The organism is Chimaeribacter arupi (assembly GCF_002858805.1).
GTDB classification, from domain to species: domain Bacteria; phylum Pseudomonadota; class Gammaproteobacteria; order Enterobacterales; family Enterobacteriaceae; genus Chimaeribacter; species Chimaeribacter arupi.
The window spans coordinates 1-17,601 of record NZ_PJZI01000006.1; the positions used below are offsets into that span (position 1 = coordinate 1).

General features: G+C 58.6%; 12 protein-coding genes. 7 read left to right on the forward strand and 5 right to left on the reverse strand.

Annotated features, from left to right (window positions below):
• Positions 1-155: 155 nt before the first annotated feature.
• The 3 genes from CYR52_RS05115 to CYR52_RS05125 all read right to left on the reverse strand — a co-directional run bounded on the left by CYR52_RS05115 (position 156) and on the right by CYR52_RS05125 (position 4,216).
• Positions 156-1,628: a pyridoxal phosphate-dependent decarboxylase family protein gene (locus CYR52_RS05115; protein WP_072929542.1), complete on the reverse strand. Its 1,473-nt coding sequence runs from the start codon at positions 1,626-1,628 to the stop codon at positions 156-158.
• 14 nt (positions 1,629-1,642) lie between these two features.
• The gene (locus CYR52_RS05120) at positions 1,643-3,025 is read right to left on the reverse strand and encodes a diaminobutyrate--2-oxoglutarate transaminase (protein WP_072929540.1); all 1,383 of its coding nucleotides are present in this window, start codon (positions 3,023-3,025) and stop codon (positions 1,643-1,645) included.
• Between the two features lie 462 nt (positions 3,026-3,487).
• Complete coding sequence (locus tag CYR52_RS05125) at positions 3,488-4,216, reverse strand: HPP family protein (RefSeq protein WP_101828099.1); 729 nt, start codon at positions 4,214-4,216, stop codon at positions 3,488-3,490.
• A gap of 270 nt (positions 4,217-4,486) precedes the next feature.
• Here CYR52_RS05125 and CYR52_RS05130 point away from each other — a divergent pair, with 270 nt between their 5' ends.
• The gene (locus CYR52_RS05130) at positions 4,487-6,556 is read left to right on the forward strand and encodes an FUSC family protein (RefSeq protein ID WP_072929535.1); all 2,070 of its coding nucleotides are present in this window, start codon (positions 4,487-4,489) and stop codon (positions 6,554-6,556) included.
• A 6-nt stretch (positions 6,557-6,562) separates the two neighbouring features.
• Here CYR52_RS05130 and CYR52_RS05135 read toward each other — a convergent pair whose 3' ends face one another.
• Positions 6,563-7,036, reverse strand: coding sequence for a hypothetical protein (locus tag CYR52_RS05135; protein ID WP_072929533.1), 474 nt, complete (start codon positions 7,034-7,036; stop codon positions 6,563-6,565).
• Between the two features lie 1,263 nt (positions 7,037-8,299).
• On the opposite strand from CYR52_RS05135, the gene CYR52_RS05140 reads away from it, so the two are divergent.
• The 4 genes from CYR52_RS05140 (at position 8,300) to CYR52_RS05155 (ending at position 14,560) form a co-directional block, all read left to right on the forward strand.
• The gene (locus tag CYR52_RS05140) at positions 8,300-8,701 is read left to right on the forward strand and encodes an SRPBCC family protein (RefSeq protein WP_101828100.1); all 402 of its coding nucleotides are present in this window, start codon (positions 8,300-8,302) and stop codon (positions 8,699-8,701) included.
• A gap of 13 nt (positions 8,702-8,714) precedes the next feature.
• Positions 8,715-10,280, forward strand: coding sequence for a UbiD family decarboxylase (locus CYR52_RS05145; protein WP_079205260.1), 1,566 nt, complete (start codon positions 8,715-8,717; stop codon positions 10,278-10,280).
• Between the two features lie 312 nt (positions 10,281-10,592).
• A complete protein-coding gene (locus CYR52_RS05150; RefSeq protein ID WP_101828101.1) occupies positions 10,593-12,146 on the forward strand; it encodes a methyl-accepting chemotaxis protein in 1,554 nt (517 codons plus the stop codon).
• 581 nt (positions 12,147-12,727) lie between these two features.
• Positions 12,728-14,560 carry an ABC transporter ATP-binding protein gene (locus CYR52_RS05155; RefSeq protein WP_072929524.1) on the forward strand — a complete coding sequence of 611 codons (1,833 nt, stop codon included), beginning with the start codon at positions 12,728-12,730 and terminating at the stop codon, positions 14,558-14,560.
• A 98-nt stretch (positions 14,561-14,658) separates the two neighbouring features.
• Here CYR52_RS05155 and CYR52_RS05160 read toward each other — a convergent pair whose 3' ends face one another.
• Positions 14,659-15,561, reverse strand: coding sequence for a LysR family transcriptional regulator (locus tag CYR52_RS05160; protein ID WP_072929522.1), 903 nt, complete (start codon positions 15,559-15,561; stop codon positions 14,659-14,661).
• A gap of 189 nt (positions 15,562-15,750) precedes the next feature.
• Between CYR52_RS05160 and CYR52_RS05165 the strand changes: the two genes are divergently transcribed.
• On the forward strand, positions 15,751-17,130 hold the full coding sequence (locus CYR52_RS05165) for an MFS transporter (RefSeq protein WP_101828102.1): 1,380 nt from the start codon (positions 15,751-15,753) through the stop codon (positions 17,128-17,130).
• A complete protein-coding gene (locus tag CYR52_RS05170) occupies positions 17,130-17,513 on the forward strand; it encodes a DUF4440 domain-containing protein (protein ID WP_101828103.1) in 384 nt (127 codons plus the stop codon). The genes CYR52_RS05165 and CYR52_RS05170 overlap by 1 nt, the downstream gene beginning before the upstream one ends.
• Positions 17,514-17,601 lie beyond the last annotated feature (88 nt).

Here is a 17,601-nt window from a genome sequence, read left to right on the forward strand (position 1 = left end):
CCGGCGGGATGCTGCTGCTGGTGTTATCGGCGGTGATCGTCGGCCGCGGCGGGCGGATTTGGTGGACGGCGTCGCGGGGCTAAGGCGCCGGGCGATGGCACCCAATAAAAAAGCCGATGCCCTGGGGCATCGGCTTTTTTCTGCCAACCGGAAAATCAGGCGGTCGGCAATTGTTGCGCGGTGGTTTCCACCAGTGCCAGCAGCGTTTTGATGTCGTCCAGCGTGACCGTTGGGTTGAGCAACGTCATTTTCAGGCAGGTGACGCCGTCAAATTCCGTGACGCCCACGTTGGCACGCCCGGAGTCCAGCAGGGCATCACCGATGCGCTGGTTGAGCAGCGCGATGGCGGCATTGTCCGCACCGGCAAGCGACGCCGGACGGTAGCGGAACAGCACGCTGGCCAATTGCGGCTGCATCACCAGCTCCAGGGCCGGTTGCTCAGCCACATAGGCCGCAACCTGCTGCGCCAGCGTCACACCGTGATCGATGATCTCAGCGTATTGCTTCTGGCCCAGCGCTTCCAGGCCCATCCACAGTTTCAGGGCATCGAAACGGCGGGTGGTCTGCAACGACTTGGAGACCAGGTTCGGCACGCCCTGCGCTTCATCGAACTCAGAGTTCAGGTAGGCCGCCTGATAGCGCATCAGCTCATAGTGGCGTGCTTCCTTCAGCAGGAAGGCGCCGCAACTGATGGTCTGGAAGAACTGCTTGTGGAAGTCCAGGGTGATGGAGTCCACCAGCTCAATGCCGTCCAGGTAGTCGCGGTACTTCTCAGAGAGCAGCAGCGCGCCGCCCCAGGCCGCATCGACGTGCAGCCAGATGTCGTGCTCGGCCGCCACCGCCGCGATGTCACGCAGCGGGTCAATCGCACCGGCATCGGTGGTGCCGGCGGTCGCGACGATCGCCAGGATCTGCTCGCCGTTGGCCTGCGCCTGCGCCACTTTCTCTTTCAGATCATTGAGATCCATACGCGCAAAGCGGTCAGTTTTCACCAGCGTGACGGACTGGTAACCCAGGCCCAGCAGCGCCATGTTTTTCTGCACCGAGAAGTGGGCGTTTTCAGAACAGAAGACTTTGATCTTTCTGAGGTTGCCTACCAGCCCATCCTGCTGGATGGAGTGGCCCTGGCGGGCGAAGAAGGCGTCACGCGCCAGCATCAGGCCCATCAGGTTGCTCTGGGTGCCGCCGCTGGTGAACACCCCGGCATCGCCGGGCTGGTAACCGACCTGGGTACGCAGCCACTCGATCAGCTTCATCTCAATGATGGTGGCTGACGGGCTCTGGTCCCAGGAGTCCATGCTCTGGTTGGTGGCGTTGATCAGCACTTCAGCCGCCTGGCTGACAACCAGGCTCGGGCAGTGCAGGTGCGCCACGCACTGCGGGTGGTGTACCGACAGGCTGTCTTTCAGGAAATACTCAATCGCGCGTTCAATCGCGGCCTGGTTGCCCAGGCCCTGCGGGTTGAAATCCAGCGTGATGCGCTCACGCAGTTCCGCCACGCTTTTCCCCTGATACATCTCAGGCTGTTGCAGCCACTGCACGACGGCCGCGCTGCTCTGGGCGATGGCCTGCTGGTACGCCTCAGTGCTTTGCGCAGAGGCGGCCAGAATCGGGTTTTGCCGGGTCATTCTTTCTCTTCCACTCAAACCGGTTTAACACCGGCAGCCAACAGGGCGTGTTCAAATTTATCCAGGAAAATCTCCAACTCGTCGTTGGTGATAAGCAGGGAAGGCAGCAGACGCAGTACGCTGCCGTGACGCCCGCCACGCTCCAGGATCAGCCCCGCTTCGAAGCATTTTTTCTGCAACAGGGCAGACAGCTCGCCGTCAGCCGGGTAGCAACCCATGTGATCCTGCGCTTCGCCCGGCTTCACAATTTCGATGCCGATCATCAGGCCCAGGCCGCGTACGTGGCCAATCACCGGGTAACGTTTTTGCAGGTCAGCCAGTTTGCCTTTCAGCCACTCACCCTGGGCGGCGACTTTGTCAGCCACCTGGTTGTCTTTCAGGTACTTCAGGGTGGTCAGGCCGGTGGCCATCGCCAGCTGGTTGCCGCGGAAGGTGCCGGTGTGGTGGCCCGGTGCCCAGGCGTCGAACTGTTTCTTGATGCCCAGCACGGCCAGCGGCAGGCCGCCGCCGACCGCTTTGGACATCACGATGATGTCCGGCTCAATGCCTGCGTGCTCGAAGGCAAACAGTTTGCCGGTACGCGCAAAGCCGGCCTGCACTTCGTCGATGATCAGCAGGATGCCGTGCTCCTGGGTCACTTTACGGATGCGTTGCAGCCACTCGACCGGGGCCGGGTTCACGCCGCCTTCGCCCTGCACGGCTTCCAGGATCACGGCTGCCGGTTTGCGCACGCCGCTCTCGACATCGTTGATCAGGTTTTCGAAGTAGTAGGTCAGCGCTTTCACACCGGCTTCACCGCCGATACCCAGCGGGCAGCGGTACTGGTGCGGGTAAGGCATGAACTGGACTTCCGGCATCATGCCGTTGACGGCTTCTTTCGGAGACAGGTTACCGGTCACCGCCAGGGCGCCGTGGGTCATGCCGTGGTAGCCGCCGGAGAAGCTGATCACGCCGCTGCGGCCGGTGTGTTTCTTGGCCAGTTTCAGGGCGGCTTCTACCGCGTCCGCGCCGGACGGGCCGCAGAATTGCAGGCAGTACTCGCTGCCCGCGCCCGGCAATAAGGAGAGCAGGTATTCGGAGAACTGATCTTTCAGCGGAGTAGTCAGATCCAGTGTATGTAACGGCAAGCCGCTGGTAATGACATTTTGGATGCTTTGCAGTACATCAGGGTGATTATGGCCGAGCGCCAGCGTGCCTGCGCCTGCGAGGCAATCAAGATATTGATTGTTTTCAACATCGGTGATCCAGACGCCCTGGGCTTTTGCGATCGCCAACGGCAATTTACGTGGATAACTCCTGACATTCGATTCGAATTCAGCCTGACGCGCCAAATAAGTTTCATTGTTACTGTTTAATGAATTAGCACCTAAAGTATCAATACGGACTTTATCCGTCATCATATCACTCCTACAACCAGGGTTATTGTTAACGCCCAGGTTGAATAATTGAATTAAAAAAGTCGTTACCGTGGGTAAAGCGCGGCCAATATAGGGTTTTTTACCCCGGTACTCAATACTTAATTTTGTTTAGATTTGTTTACATTTTTTAGCCTAATAATCAACAGGTTGGTGGATTAATCATCACCCCAGTTGTTATCATTATGTTACATGTTTTTTTATAGCCAATAAAACGCCGCATTTTATTGTCTGCGGGGCATGAAAGGGCGCGGCAACCTGCCGGACGCATTGCCGGTAAAAACGCAATAAAATCCAATTTATTATTGCCCTTGAACAACGGCTTAATTAAACACCCCGGTTTCCGGCAAGGAAAAGCACAGGTCTGTTGCCCCTGTTAGCGGCTGGCTGCCGGTACGTGGGAGGCGTGCAGGGGCCGCCTGTTTTTTGCGGCCCCCGGTGGGTTTAGCGGCTTGCGGCCTGCTGCCGGTGTACGGCAATCTGCTCCGCGTCGTGCAACAGCGCCTGCAAATCCTCTTCATCAATATCCAGAAATTGCCCCGCAAGCAGCGCTTCATGCAGATCCTCCCGGGTTATCGGCACCGCAAAAGAGATCGGGGCGGGTTTGCTTTCAGCAGCAGATAAAGGATGGGGATAACGCCGCCCGGCCAGATTGTTGAACACAATCGCCAGCACCGCGAGGCACAGCGAGTTAACCAGAATAGGGCTGAAAACGTAGTAAAAGCCCTCCTGGTGGATCCCTGCCCCGCCCACAATGGCCGTCAGCGCCACTGCCCCACCGGGCGGATGCAGGCAACGCAGCGCATACATCAGGGCAATCGCCAGCCCCACCGCCACCCCACAGGCGATGGCCGGCTGGGGAATGCACATGCCGACGGTAACCCCAATCAGCGCGGAAAAGACGTTGCCGCCGATAATCGACCAGGGTTGTGCCAGCGGGCTGTTGGGCACGCCAAACAGCAACACCGCCGAGGCCCCCATCGGTGCCACAAACCAGGGATTGACGTCGCCCAGTAACCAGCGGCTGAACAGGCTGGTCAGCACCAGGCCAATGGCCGCCCCCAGGCTCGCCAGGATAATCTGTTTTTTGGCAACCACTAACGGCTGGGGCCAGAGGCGGCGCAGCCCCCCTTTTACGCGGGCCGGCCACGTGTGTTGACGATGTTCATCCATTTTGCAGGTCACTCATTATTAGTCAGTTCTTTTTATGTGGCCGCGATTCTCCCTATTCAGTGCCCCGCTATCAACTTTTTATCCCGCCTGCCCAACATGCCACCCTACACCACCGGAACCGCACAAAAAAACGCGATTTAACGTCCTGTTAAATAAATAAAAACATCAGCAGACCCAACTGGTAACAGCTTGTAGTATAAATTGCCGCGCGCAACCGGAAGGCTTCTGGCAGGATACGCGCCACTCAGCGTGCATTGGTACGATCCTTCCATGAAGTGGCTTTCTAAAAACGCAGTTCTGTTCTCTGTAAAAACCTGTCTTGCCGCCTTTCTGGCCCTGTTTATTTCCCTTGAACTTAACCTTGAAAAACCGGCCTGGGCCTTGACCACGGTCTATGTTGCCTCACAGCTCTATTCCGCCTCGACCCTTTCCAAATCGGTGTTCCGCCTGTTGGGTACCCTCCTGGGTGGGCTGTTTATTTTCCTGATTTACCCCATCACGGTGCAAAGCCCGGTGCTGTTCAGCCTGTGCGTCTCGCTGTGGGTGGCGGCCTGCCTCTATCTTTCGCTGCATGACCGCACGCCGAAAAGTTATGTGTTTATGCTGGCGGGTTACAGCGCCGCCATTATGGGCTTTCCCAGTGTGGCGTCGGCCGGCTCCATCACGGACACGGTGATTTCCCGCATTGAAGAGATCACGGTGGCGATTGTCTGTAGCTCACTGGTGCACCGGCTGGTCTTCCCGGTGTCGATGCGCAGCCTGCTGGAACAGAGCGTCAGCGTCTGGTACCAGAACGGGCGCAAACTGTGCAGCGAGCTGATCACCGTGTTGCCGAAAGACAAATCCCTGGCGCGGGAGGACATCCTGATCCAGATGGCGAACTTCCCGCTGAATGTCGAAACGCTGATCACCCATTGCGTGTATGAAGGCGATGCGGCGCGCAAGCTGATCCGCCTCGTCAGCGTGCAGTACCAACACCTCTCTTACCTGATCCCGACGCTGACCGCCATTGAGGTGCGGCTGAACCTGCTGGGCGAACAGCAGATCCGCTTTCCCGAGCCGGTGGCGCAGACATTCCGGCAGTTTCTGCACTGGCTGAACGGGGGTGACATCCTGCATGAGATTGATGCCGTCAAAGAGGCGCTGCACACCTGTCAGGCCGGGCTGCAACAGGCCTGGCAGCGCCGGGCGCTGGGCACGGAAGAGAGCATTTTGCTGATTGGCCTGCTGGAGCGGCTGGCGGATTTTGTGCGCATTGCCGGGGCGTACCAGAGCGTCAGCGTGCTGGTCAGCGATCTCTCCGGGGATACGCGGCTGGCGAAAAAGGCCCGCGCGCACCGCCACATTGATAAAGGCATGTTGCTGCTCTCGGCATTGACGGCTTTTCTCGCCACGTTCGGCTCCTGCCTGTTCTGGATTGGCAGCGGCTGGGCGGACGGGGCCACCGCCCCGATGATGGCGGCGATCCTCAGCTCCTTCTTTGCCGGGGCCGACACACCGCTGACGCCGATGAAACTGTTTATCAAAGGGGTGCTGTTCGCACTGGTTGTCAGCGTGCTGTATATCGCGTTGCTGATCCCGCAGGCCGTGACCTTCGAGGCGCTGCTGATTTGCCTGACGCCGGGGCTGATGGCGCTGGGGCTGGTGATCGCCCGGCCTGCCACCAACATGATTGGGCTGAGCGTCGCCACGCAGTTGCCGGGGTTTATCGGCATGAGCCACCACTTTGCGCCCAATCTGCCGGGGGTAATCAACACCGCGATGTCTGCGATGGTGGGGATCCTGTTCGCGGCCACCATTACAGCGGTTATCCGTAACAAGCGCCCGGCCTGGACGGCCAAACGCGCACTGCGCAAAGGGCTGCGTGACCTGCTGCGGTTCATCAAAGAGATTGAGCGCAACGCCTCGTCGCTGCTGGCGCGCCAGCAGTTTATCGCCCGTACGCTGGACAGGGTGAACATTATCCTGCCGCGCAAACGGCTCGACCCGGAGGCGGATCTGGAATCCGGCGGGAACCTGATTGCAGAAGCGTGGATGGGGGCCTACTGCTTTGATTTCTATGCACGTGACCGTGAGGTGCTGGTGCAGTACCACATCGACAGCGGGCAGATGTTTCACGAGCTGGGGTTATACCTCAAGCGGCGTATGAAATCGCTGCACACCGCCCCGCACCCGGCGTTGCTGGAGGAGCTCGATTTACTGCTGTTCCGGCTGGAGATGCTGGCAAGCCGGGATGAGCGGGCGTTTAAGCCGCTGTTCTACTTGTTTAACATCCGGTTATTGCTGTTTCCACAATTGCGTTGGCCGGGCCATGAGCACGACGCCGGTGACCCGGTGTGAAGGTGCTCAGGAAAAGTCATAAATCAGCCTGAAGAAATTCTCTTCATTAAAGGGCGTGACGTGATGCGGTTTCTGATGGTCAATGATCGCCCAGTTTTCAAAGTTCGCCCGGCTGTCCTGCATCCGCAGTTCAAACAGTTTTCTGTCACTGCGGTCATTGCCCACGGAAACCAGGATACAGCCTTTCGCCCCGCCAAAATAATAGAGGCCCTGCGGCACAATAAAGAGGGTCTTTTTGCCGTTGGTCAGGCGCAGTTCCTGAACCTGGTAGCGGGCGTAAGGCGCATTCCCGGCAGTCAGAAACGTTTCTGTCCTGTCACAGCGGACGCTGCTGTCCTGGAACCATAACTCGATGTTTTCGAACAGGAAGGCAATTTCCCGTTGAAACATGGAGATATCCTCTTTCACGGCCTCAATCGCGGTTCTCTCTTCTTCCACGTTTTCACGCATCTTTTTGAAAAAGTCATCTTTGGCTGTCATTGGGTGCTCCTTTATTTATCACAATGCCGCAGCAGGTATTTTTTGAGCGTATCACCCGGCTGCACAGGGTGCATTTTTCCTGCCATCATTTTATCTCACCGACTTATTTCCCCGCGCTTCGCTTTCTCACTTTTCCTTATTGAACAAAGAGAGCACATTCTTATTTCCCGTGGTGCCCGGCCGGGGCATACGGCGGATAAACCGCCCGGTGTCATTTTTCATAAAAAAAATCAGTGATGGCCCTGCACCGCATGGCTGCCGCGGCTGCATGGCGGGCGGAACCCGGCGCGGAAAGGGGTTGCCGGGCCCTGCCGGCGGGGGGTGTGAAAAAAGGTTCACCGTTGCGTGGTGGTTTTCTGTTATTTAACAGGGGGTACGGAAAACAGCCTGAAACCGTTATTTCCGCCTCTCTCATAAATCATCATTTTTTAAAAAAATGGGTTGACATTATAGCAGCGAATACTACATTTAAGGTGACGATGAGATGACAAATGATCAAGGCATCAGGCGAAGGGTGCCGCTGTTTATATCTTGTTGTTGCCATGCAGTTATCTGTATGAAGAGATGTGCGATAAAGGCCACGAAGTGAATGTTGTATGGGAAGGTTACGCCCGGCGTTTATTCCTGGGGTGTATTTACGTAACCACGCTTTCAGGCCACGTAATAGCAGTTGCTCATCGCACGCAGGGGGAACTACCGCGATAATCAGGTTCTTTATTGCCGTGGGTTCTTTAGCGGCGCGGTTATATTACGCAACGGCAGTTATCAGGCCGTGAAATAAAGAATGCCTATCGCAGGGCGGTGTACTGAGCCGGCTGCGCATCCGGGCTGGCGGTATAGCGGAGTATTTCCTACGCGTCAGTGTCATCAACGCGTTATACAGGAGGACATAGTTATCGGGTGTCATATATTCCTGTTATTACAGTGCACCTCATCAGATGTGCAAACCGAAGTATCATGTTGTTAAGTCAGTAAATGTTAATGTGTCAATCTGCAGTACCCTAAAGGCTCCCGCTACACAGTGGGAGCCTTTTTTGTTTTTCCTGCCTGCTTTGCTTTCCCTCCAATCCGGTTTTGCTTATCCCTTCAATATTGTGTGCCTTTTGGTTAAAAACTGCATCAGGATATGTGGTGACGGCTGCCGGGCCGGGTGAGGTTATGCCGCACTGCTATAGTGTGAAGGCAATATAGTGTGAAGGCTATAACGCCTGCCGCCGATGCCGGGGCAGCCTCACTGCATCCCTATTTTCAGGAGGAGAAGTCATGAAGACGTTGCATCATGCCATCAAGATCGCGGCCCCCTGCGCCGCGGTGTATCGCGCACTGACCACCCCGGAGGAGATGGCCGTCTGGCATAAAGGCCAGGTGGAAGGCGATATTGCCTCCGGCCGGATCCTGACCCTCACCCCAAAGCCCGGCCTGCGTTTTGGCTGGCGCACTGACCAGCTTGAGCCGGACCGGCTGATCGCCCAGACCTGTGTGGAAGGCCCCGGCAACTCCCGCGACAAAACGCTGACCCTGACCCTCTCGGAACCGGCCCCAGGCGTGACGCAGGTGACCCTGGCGGACGGTGAATGGCAGGAGGATGACCCCCACCTGCCGTTCTGCAACAGCTATTGGGGGGCGGTGCTCTACCGCCTGAAAATCCACGCAGAGAAAAAATAGGGAGTACCGCGCCATGCCTCAGAAACGCCCAGCACATTACCATGTGGTCAATCCCGGCGATGCCCACCCCCAGGGGTGGGACGTGCCGCCGGTCAACGATTTACGCTCCGCCATCGCCTTGCTGAAAACCCTGCCGGGCCACTACCTGGAAACAGACCGCGAGACGGACCCCATCGGCGAACTGGCCGGGGTCTACCGCCATATTGGCGCCGGCGGCACCGTGATGCGCCCTACCCGCACCGGCCCGGCGATGCTGTTTAATAACATCAAAGGCTTCCCGGATGCGCGGGTGCTGGTGGGGATGCTGGCCAGCCGTGAACGGGTCAGCGCTTTGCTGGGTGCACCGGTACGTGAGCTGGGTATCCAGATGGCGGAAGCGCGCAGGAACGTCACGCCGCCGGTGATGGTAAAGCAACAGGATGCGCCCTGTCAGGAAGTGGTGCACCGCGCTGATGAAGCGGGCTTTGACCTGCGCAACCTGTTGCCTGCGCCGACCAATACCGCCGAGGATGCCGGCCCCTATTTCTGCATGGGGCTGGTGCTCGGCAGTGACCCGGATGATCAGGACAACGCGGATGTCACCATCCACCGCCTGTGCGTGCAGGGTAAGGATGAGCTGTCGATTTTCTTTGCGCCGGGGCGGCATATCGATGTGTTCCGCCAGAAAGCAGAGGCAGCGGGCAAGCCGTTGCCGGTCTCCATCAATATGGGGCTGGACCCGGCCATCTATATCGGGGCGGAGTTCGAGGCACCCACCACCCCATTCGGGTTTAATGAACTGTGCGTGGCCGGTGGCCTGCGCGGCCAGCCGGTCGAGCTGGTGGAGTGTTTGACTGTGCGCCAGCGGGCGATTGCCAGGGCGGAAATCGTGATTGAAGGGGAAATCCTGCCGGGTGTCCGCGTGGAGGAAGATCAAAACACCCATACCGGTAAAGCGATGCCGGAATTCCCCGGTTATACCGGTGAGGCGAACCCCTCGTTGCCGGTGATCAAGGTCAAGGCCGTCACCACCCGCAAAAACCCGATTCTGCAAACGTTGGTCGGGCCGGGTGAAGAACACGTCAGCCTGGCCGGTATCCCGACCGAAGCCAGTATCCACATTGAGTGCCAGGATGCGCTGCCGGGGCTGGTGAAAAATGTCTATGCCCACAGTGCAGGCGGCGGCAAGTTCCTGGCCATTCTGCAGGTGCAGAAACGTCATGACGGCGACGACGGCATGACCCGCCAGGCAGCACTGATTGCGCTGGCCGTGTATCGTGAGCTGAAAAACGTCATTCTGGTGGATGAGGATGTCGACTTATTCGATACCGATGATGTGCTCTGGGCGATGCAGACCCGCTTCTCAGGTGACATGGACGCGATCTTTGTGCCGGGTGTCGCCGGGCATGTGCTCGACCCGTCACAAACACCGCAGTATGACCCGCGCGTCACCGCCAAAGGCACCACCACCAAAACAATTTTCGACTGTACGGTGCCGTTCCACCTGAAAGAACACTTTGTCCGCGCGCAGTTCCAGGAGGTTGACCCGAGCCTCTGGGCACCTTCCCTGTTTGGGAAAACCAAACCGTCAGACGCGTAATTCCCTCTGGCCCCTGTTTACTGCGGGGGCCTTGCCGTACGGCCCTACCCTGTTCTCAACTCCTTGAAATCGCAGGGTTATCCTCATCCCCTCCCCTGCTCCGCGATAAGCCTTGGGTGATCTTACTCACAGATTTATATCAAGTTTTTCCTGCCGGTGCCGATTTAGTGAGCCTCGGCGAGCGTAAAAAAAGCCCTGGTGCCTGTGCGCCGGGGCGCTGCCGGTAAGCCAGCGTACTTGGGCGTTATCCGGGCATACCCGGTATTAAGGGATGGCCGCGCTGCCGCATTCTATTTCAAAGGGGAAGAAGTGATGGTTTCTGTGAAAAATATGAGAGTGGGCCTCCGTCTGGGGGCGGCATTCGGGTTAGTCATCCTGCTTTTGATCATCGTCAGCACCACCGCCATCGTCAAAATCGGCAACATCAACTCCGCCGTGGATGGCATCGTCAATGACCGCTACATCAAAGTCCGGCTGGCGTTTGATGTCCGGGACGGCGTGAACGATCAGATCAAATTCCTGCGCGGCATCGTTATTGATACCGCGCGGCCGCAGTTCAATGAGAAACGGTTTAAGCAGCTCGCGGCCGCCACCACCCAGACCAACGAGGCGATTGAGAAAATCGCCCGCCTGCAGACCACCGCCGTCGGCCAGAAAAAAATCAGTGGGGTGAAAGCCGCGGCAGAGTCGTTTGAAACCCAGAAACAGGCCCTGATCGCCCTGGTGCGCGCCGGTGATGAGCTTGCCGCCGCCGAATATGTGCTGCTGAAAATCACCCCGGCGCAGAACGCGTTTCTCGACAGCGCAGTGAAGTTCGCCGATTCCCAGTCCGGCCAGTTGCAATCTGAGGGTGCGCAAGCGCTCAAAGACGGCTCCACCGCCATCAATGTCACGCTGATTTTCTCCGCGCTGGCGATCCTGGCTGCGGTGCTGCTGGGCTATCTACTGACCCGTTCAATCGTCAGCCCGCTGCGTGACGCCGTCAGCGTTGCCGAAAATGTGGCGGCGGGCGATCTGCGCACGGTGATCCGCGTCACCTCGACGGATGAAACCGGCCAGCTGATGCAGGCGCTGAAAAACATGAACGAAAACCTGCTGAAAATCGTCAATGAAGTGCGCAGCGGCACTGACCTTATCGCCAACGCCTCCGGTGAGATTTCCGCCGGGAATATGGACCTGTCAGTCCGCACCGAACAGCAGGCCAGCTCACTGGAAGAGACCGCCTCCGCCATGGAGCAGATGACCTCCACCGTGCGGCAGAATGCTGACAACGCGCGCCAGGCCAACCAACTGGCGGCGCAGGCCTCCAGGGTGGCGACCGAAAGCGGCGACGCGGTGAAGCAGGTGGTCAGCACCATGAATATGATCAACACCTCGTCGAAGAAAATCGTCGACATCATCAGCGTGATTGACGGCATCGCCTTCCAGACCAACATCCTGGCGCTGAATGCCGCGGTGGAAGCCGCGCGTGCCGGTGAACAGGGGCGCGGGTTTGCCGTGGTGGCGTCTGAAGTGCGTAACCTGGCACAACGTTCCGCCTCCGCTGCCAAAGAGATTGCCCAGCTGATTGAAGACTCGGTATCGAAAGTGGATGAGGGCGAGAAGCAGGTCGCCAAAGCCGGTTCGACGATGGAAGAAGTGCTGGCCAGCGTGAAAAGCGTGACTGACATCATGGGTGAAATCACCCTGGCCAGCGCGGAACAACGCAGCGGTATTGAAGAGATCAACACCGCCATCACCCAGATGGACCAGGTCACCCAGCAGAACGCCGCGCTGGTGAACGAGTCCGCCGCCGCTGCCCAGTCGATGCAGGAGCAGGCGCACCAGTTGGCGCGTGCCATCCGCGTGTTTAAGGTTGAGGCGTAAACCCCGGCCGCAGCGTCAGCGTTCACCCAAGCCAGTCAGTTGACCGGCTTTTTTATGCATAAAAACACCCCGGATTATTTTTAATCTTCCTGGGTGGGGTAAGCCGTTGTTTAGCGGCGGCTCTTGTCACAGCCCGCCTTTTTTTGAACCAAAAAGGTACTGTAACAGTGTTTTTTTTACATTTTTTTAGTACTAAAAGAGTGTCATTACGGCACATTGGTTATACGCTTATCAGCAGGCCTTTTCCCGCCGGGCCAGGCAAAAAGCGTCTCCTTTCCCGCCTGCCCTGCCCGCCTTCACATGTACATAATTTGACCTACCCACTATCTTAGTAGATGTCACTAAGCATTCCTGCACCATCCATAAACAACAATAGTCACAACACGTTATTACCGTGCGGCGGCGCGTGACCGGACGATCCCCGGCCTGCGCCCTATAGCCTTAACTTTGATGTCGTTTGACGAACACAGCGCCTGGTTTTCCGAACAGGAAAGAAGAGTGGCCCCGGTCACTACGTTATGGGACAGCCTGCCGATTGCCACAGGCTGCATCTGTGAATCACCTAACACGCGAGAGTCGCTATGTTCTATCGACGTTTAGAAAGGTTGATTGATATTTTCCAGGCTGCACCCAGTGAGGCGCCCCCGAATAACGTCTCGTCCTATTACCTCTACTACCTGCGCCAGGTCTGGCCGAGCTTTACCGCATTGATGATTGTCGGCCTGATTGGCGCGCTGATTGAGGTGATCCTGTTCAATTACCTCAGCCGCATTATCAACATCGTCAGCAATACTGCGGCGGTGGACTTGTTTGATGAGTACGGCGGCGAGCTGCTGTGGATGGCGGTGGTGGCGCTGGTGTTGCGGCCGCTGTGCGTAGGGCTGCATGACATGCTGATCCACCAGACCATCAGCCCCGGCATGGGCAGCCTGATTTGCTGGCAGAACCACAACTATGTGATCAAACAGAGCGTGGACTTCTTCCAGAGTGATTTTTCCGGCCGCATCGCCCAGCGCATTATGCAGACCGGCAACGCCCTGCGGGACTCCGCCGTGCAGGCGGTAGACGCCGTCTGGCATGTGATTATCTTTATCGTCAGTTCGATGATTCTCTTCGCCTCTGCTGACTGGCGGCTGATGCTGCCGCTTACCACCTGGCTGCTCTGTTACACCCTGACCCTCTGCTATTTCATCCCGCGGCTGAAACAGCGCGGCGTGAAATCCTCCGCCGCCTATTCGCGGCTGGTGGGCCGCATTGTCGACAGTTACACCAACATCACCACCGTCAAACTCTTTGCGCACACCTCGCTGGAACAGCAATACATCCGCAAAGCTATCAGTGAGCAGACCCAGAAAGCGCAACAGGCCGGGCGGCTTATCACCGGCATTGACCTGCTGATCACCGTGCTGAACGGGCTGCTGATCGTGGCGACCACTGGGCTTGCGCTCTGGCTCTGGACGCAGTCTTTAATCAGCGTCGGGGCGATTGCGCTGGCGATCGGGCTGATGCTGCGGATTGTCAGTATGTCCGGCTGGCTGATGTGGGTGGTGAACGGCGTGTTCGGCGGCATCGGCGTGGTGCAGGACGGCGTGAAAATGGTGTCGCAACCGATCAATGTGGTTGACCGCCCGCAGGCACCGCCACTGGCGATCCCACGCGGGGAGATCCGCTTTAACAACGTCAGCTTCCGCTATGACAATTACAATGCGGTGATCCAGAACTTCAACCTGACCATCCGCCCCGGTGAAAAGATTGGCCTGATTGGCCCATCCGGGGCCGGGAAATCCACGCTGGTGAACCTGCTGCTGCGCTTCTATGACGTCGCGGACGGCGCGGTGCTGATCGATGACCAGAACATCGCCGATGTCAGCCAGGAGAGCCTGCGCGCGCAGATCGGCATGATTTCTCAGGATACGTCCCTGCTGAACCGCTCACTGCGCGAGAACCTGATGTACGGTAACCCGTCGGCCACCGAGGAGGCGATCATGCAGGTGTTACGGCAGGTGCATGCCGATGAGTTCATCGAACGGCTGTGTGATGCCGAAGGGCGCACCGGGCTGGCGGCGCACGTCGGCGAACGCGGCACCAAACTTTCCGGCGGCCAGCGCCAGCGCATCGCCATCGCGCGCGTGCTGCTGAAAGACGCGCCAATCCTGATCATGGATGAGGCCACCTCCGCGCTCGATTCCGAAGTCGAGGCCGCGGTGCAGGAGAACCTGGAGCCGATGATGCAGGGGAAAACGGTGATCGCCATTGCGCACCGTCTCTCGACCATCGCCCGCATGGACCGGCTGATTGTGCTGAACCAGGGGCAGATTGTGGAGATGGGCACCCATCAGGAGTTGCTGGCGCAAAACGGCCTCTATACCCGGCTCTGGCAACACCAGATCGCCGGGTTTGTCGGCGGGCCATAACCCCATTTTCGGGGTATCATCATGACACTCTTTTGATATAAAAAAAGTACTCTTACAGCACCTTATTAGTACCAATAAGGTGCTTTTTTTTACACCTTTCAGCTCTCTCTTTCTGCCTGCGTCCGGGCTTTGAAAAAGTCGATAAACGCCCGCACTTTTTCCGGTATGTGGCGGGTATTCGGGTAGAGGGCGGAAATCGCTTGCGACGGGAAGCGATGATCGGGCAACAGAACGGTGAGCCGTTGCTCCCTGACCAGCGGCTGTACCAGCCAGTCCGGCAGCAGTGCGACCCCACTCCCCGCCAATACAAAGGTCAGCAGGGCCGCAGCGCTGTCCGCCAGCCAGGCTGCGCCGCCTGCGACGTCAAAGGCCACGGTGTGGCCTTCCGGCGTTTTCACCGGCCAGTTCAGCGGCGACGCCAGGCGTGAATGGGCTATCCAGTGCGCCTGCGCCAGGCCGGCCAGATCCTGCACCGGATGGCGCGCCAGATACGCCTTTGCGGCCACCGGCAAAATGCGGAAACGGCCAATCCGCGCCGCATGGTGGCTGGAGTCCCGCAGGCTGCCAAGACGGATTGCCACATCCACGCGCGCGGCGACAAGATCGGTATGCTGGGAGGAGGAGCTGTGGCGGATGCGTAATTCAGGGTGATGGCGGGCAAAGGCCGCCAGCGCCGGGACTACCGCGTGCGCACCGTACTCCGGCGTGCTGGCAACATGCAAGGTACCCTGATACCCCTGATGCTCTCCGCGCACCTCTTCCAGCGCCGCCTCAGCCGCGCGCAGCAACTGTTGGCTGTGGGCATAAAACCGCTCCCCGGCATCCGTCAGCGCCAGCTGCCGGGTCGTGCGGACCAGTAACGCCACGCCCAGTTCTTTCTCCAGCTGTTTCAGGTTAACGCTGACCACCGCCCTGGTCTGGCCCAATGACTGGGCGGCACCGGTAAAGCTGCCCGCTTCCACCACCGCGACAAACATCGCCAGACGTTGCAAATTCAACATAGAAGGCCATCCCTGCTCAAAAGAGCCGGCAGTATACGCAGTTGCCGGGCAGGGATCCTACCCCTGCCTTCTGCACGGCAGATGCCGGTGCGTGGATTGTCAAAATTCCATTAACACTCTGGTCGCCTGCTGCGGCGTTATCCTGCCCTCGCTCAGCCGCTACACTGGCCCCCTATTACAGGAGGCCCTATGCCCTACCGCATCCGCGTTGCCGTACTCTATCTGCTGGGATTTTTTGTCGATTTAATCAATATGTTCAGTACCGGTGTCGCTTTTCCGGCTATCGGGCGAGCGCTGCATGCTTCCCTGGCTGAGCTTGCCTGGGTCAGCAATGGCTATATCCTTGGCCTGACCGTGGTGCTCCCGCTCAGCGCCTGGCTGATGCAACGGGTAGATGCCCGGCGCATCATGCTGTTATCGCTGGCCCTGTTCCTGCTGGCGACCCTGGCCGCCGGTACTGCTGCCCGCATTGAGACGCTGATTGGCTGGCGGATTGTGCAGGGGCTGGGCGGCGGGCTGCTGATCCCGGTCGGGCAGACGCTGGCATACCGCCTCTATCCCCGCCATGAACGGGCCAGGCTGTCGGCTGCCATTATGCTGGTGGGGTTGCTGGCCCCGGCGCTCTCACCGGCGTTAGGCGGCCTGATTGCTGACCAGTTCAGCTGGCGCGGCATCTTTTTCGCCAGTTTGCCGCCGGCACTGTTGGCCCTGATCCTGGCCGCCTGCTGGTTACGCCCCACCCCACCCCCGGCGGAACGCACCCCGCTGGACTGGCATGGCCTGCTTACCTTCAGCGCGGCCGTGGCGCTGTTGTTGCTCGGCCTGACCGGGCTGGCTGAACACAGCATGCGCTGGCAACCCTGGGTGCTGGTCGCCGCCGGTGCGCTGCTGCTGGTGAACGGGATTCATCACAGCCGCCGCCACCCTCACCCGTTGCTGGCCCCGGTGCTGCTGCATGACCCGCTGTTGCGGATGGCTATGCTGATGTATCAGGCGATTCCGGGGTTGTTTATGGGGGTGAACCTGCTGGCAATGCTGTTTTTGCAGGCGCAGTTGTTAATGACTGCCGCTCAGGCCGGCGCCATGATGGTGCCGTGGGCGCTGGCCTCTTTTGTCGCGATCCTCACTACCGGCAAACTGTTTAATACATTGGGCCCACGCCCCTTGCTGGTTGCAGGTTGTCTGGCGCAGGGCGCAGGTATGCTGCTGCTGGCCCAGATCGCCGGCACCGGGCAAGAGACGTGGCTGTTGGCCGCGTTTACGCTGATGGGACTTGGCGGCAGTTTGTGCAGCAGCACGGCCCAGAGCAGCGCCTTTCTGACCATACCTGACAGCCGGCTGGCGGCAGCCAGCGCACTCTGGAACATTAACCGCCAGCTCAGTTTCTGTCTGGGCGTCACGCTGGTCAGTATGCTGTTCGGTGTGTTGCAACAGCATATGGATCTCTTGCGCGCCAGCCACGGCTGTTTTTATCTGGTCGCGGCCAGCACGCTGTTACCGCTGGCGGGCGTATTACGTCTGGATAACCGCGGCATTGTGCGGCGGATTGCCTTGTCTAAGGAGAGCTAATGAACCCCTATTTTCAACACGTGATTGATCTGCACATCGCCATTGAGCAGTGGCTTGGCAAAGGGACGGGCGAACTGCCCGCGCTGCTGAACTATTTTACGGACGATTTTTCGATGGTGACCCTGGGCGGCAGCACACTGGATAAACCGGCACTGGCCACGTTTTTCACCGCCCACGGCAACGCGCGGCCGGGGCTGGCGATTGATATCGAAGAGATGGCGCTGATTGCGCAATGGCCGGAGGGTGCCGTGGTCAGTTATCAGGAGCGCCAGCGCCTGCCCGGCCAGCCTGCGCATTTGCGCCGATCTACCGTGGTCTTCAGCCACACAGAGGCCGGGTTACAATGGCGGCATCTGCATGAAACGCCGGTAAGTGGGGCCTGACAGGCTGCGTTTCACCCACACTAAAATCACACCTATTTAGTACCAAAAAGGCACCTTGGCGGTGCCTTTTTAATTCCTCTTCAGTACC

What these genes read in the sequence shown, in the direction of transcription:
- CYR52_RS05135 (WP_072929533.1), bottom strand. Translation starts at nt 7,036, where the DNA reads ATGACAGCCAAAGATGACTTTTTCAAAAAGATGCGTGAAAACGTGGAA.
- CYR52_RS05120 (WP_072929540.1), bottom strand. Translation starts at nt 3,025, where the DNA reads ATGACGGATAAAGTCCGTATTGATACTTTAGGTGCTAATTCATTAAAC.
- CYR52_RS05170 (WP_101828103.1), top strand. Translation starts at nt 17,130, where the DNA reads ATGAACCCCTATTTTCAACACGTGATTGATCTGCACATCGCCATTGAG.
- CYR52_RS05150 (WP_101828101.1), top strand. Translation starts at nt 10,593, where the DNA reads ATGGTTTCTGTGAAAAATATGAGAGTGGGCCTCCGTCTGGGGGCGGCA.
- CYR52_RS05155 (WP_072929524.1), top strand. Translation starts at nt 12,728, where the DNA reads ATGTTCTATCGACGTTTAGAAAGGTTGATTGATATTTTCCAGGCTGCA.
- CYR52_RS05130 (WP_072929535.1), top strand. Translation starts at nt 4,487, where the DNA reads ATGAAGTGGCTTTCTAAAAACGCAGTTCTGTTCTCTGTAAAAACCTGT.
- CYR52_RS05125 (WP_101828099.1), bottom strand. Translation starts at nt 4,216, where the DNA reads ATGGATGAACATCGTCAACACACGTGGCCGGCCCGCGTAAAAGGGGGG.
- CYR52_RS05140 (WP_101828100.1), top strand. Translation starts at nt 8,300, where the DNA reads ATGAAGACGTTGCATCATGCCATCAAGATCGCGGCCCCCTGCGCCGCG.
- CYR52_RS05145 (WP_079205260.1), top strand. Translation starts at nt 8,715, where the DNA reads ATGCCTCAGAAACGCCCAGCACATTACCATGTGGTCAATCCCGGCGAT.
- CYR52_RS05115 (WP_072929542.1), bottom strand. Translation starts at nt 1,628, where the DNA reads ATGACCCGGCAAAACCCGATTCTGGCCGCCTCTGCGCAAAGCACTGAG.
- CYR52_RS05160 (WP_072929522.1), bottom strand. Translation starts at nt 15,561, where the DNA reads ATGTTGAATTTGCAACGTCTGGCGATGTTTGTCGCGGTGGTGGAAGCG.
- CYR52_RS05165 (WP_101828102.1), top strand. Translation starts at nt 15,751, where the DNA reads ATGCCCTACCGCATCCGCGTTGCCGTACTCTATCTGCTGGGATTTTTT.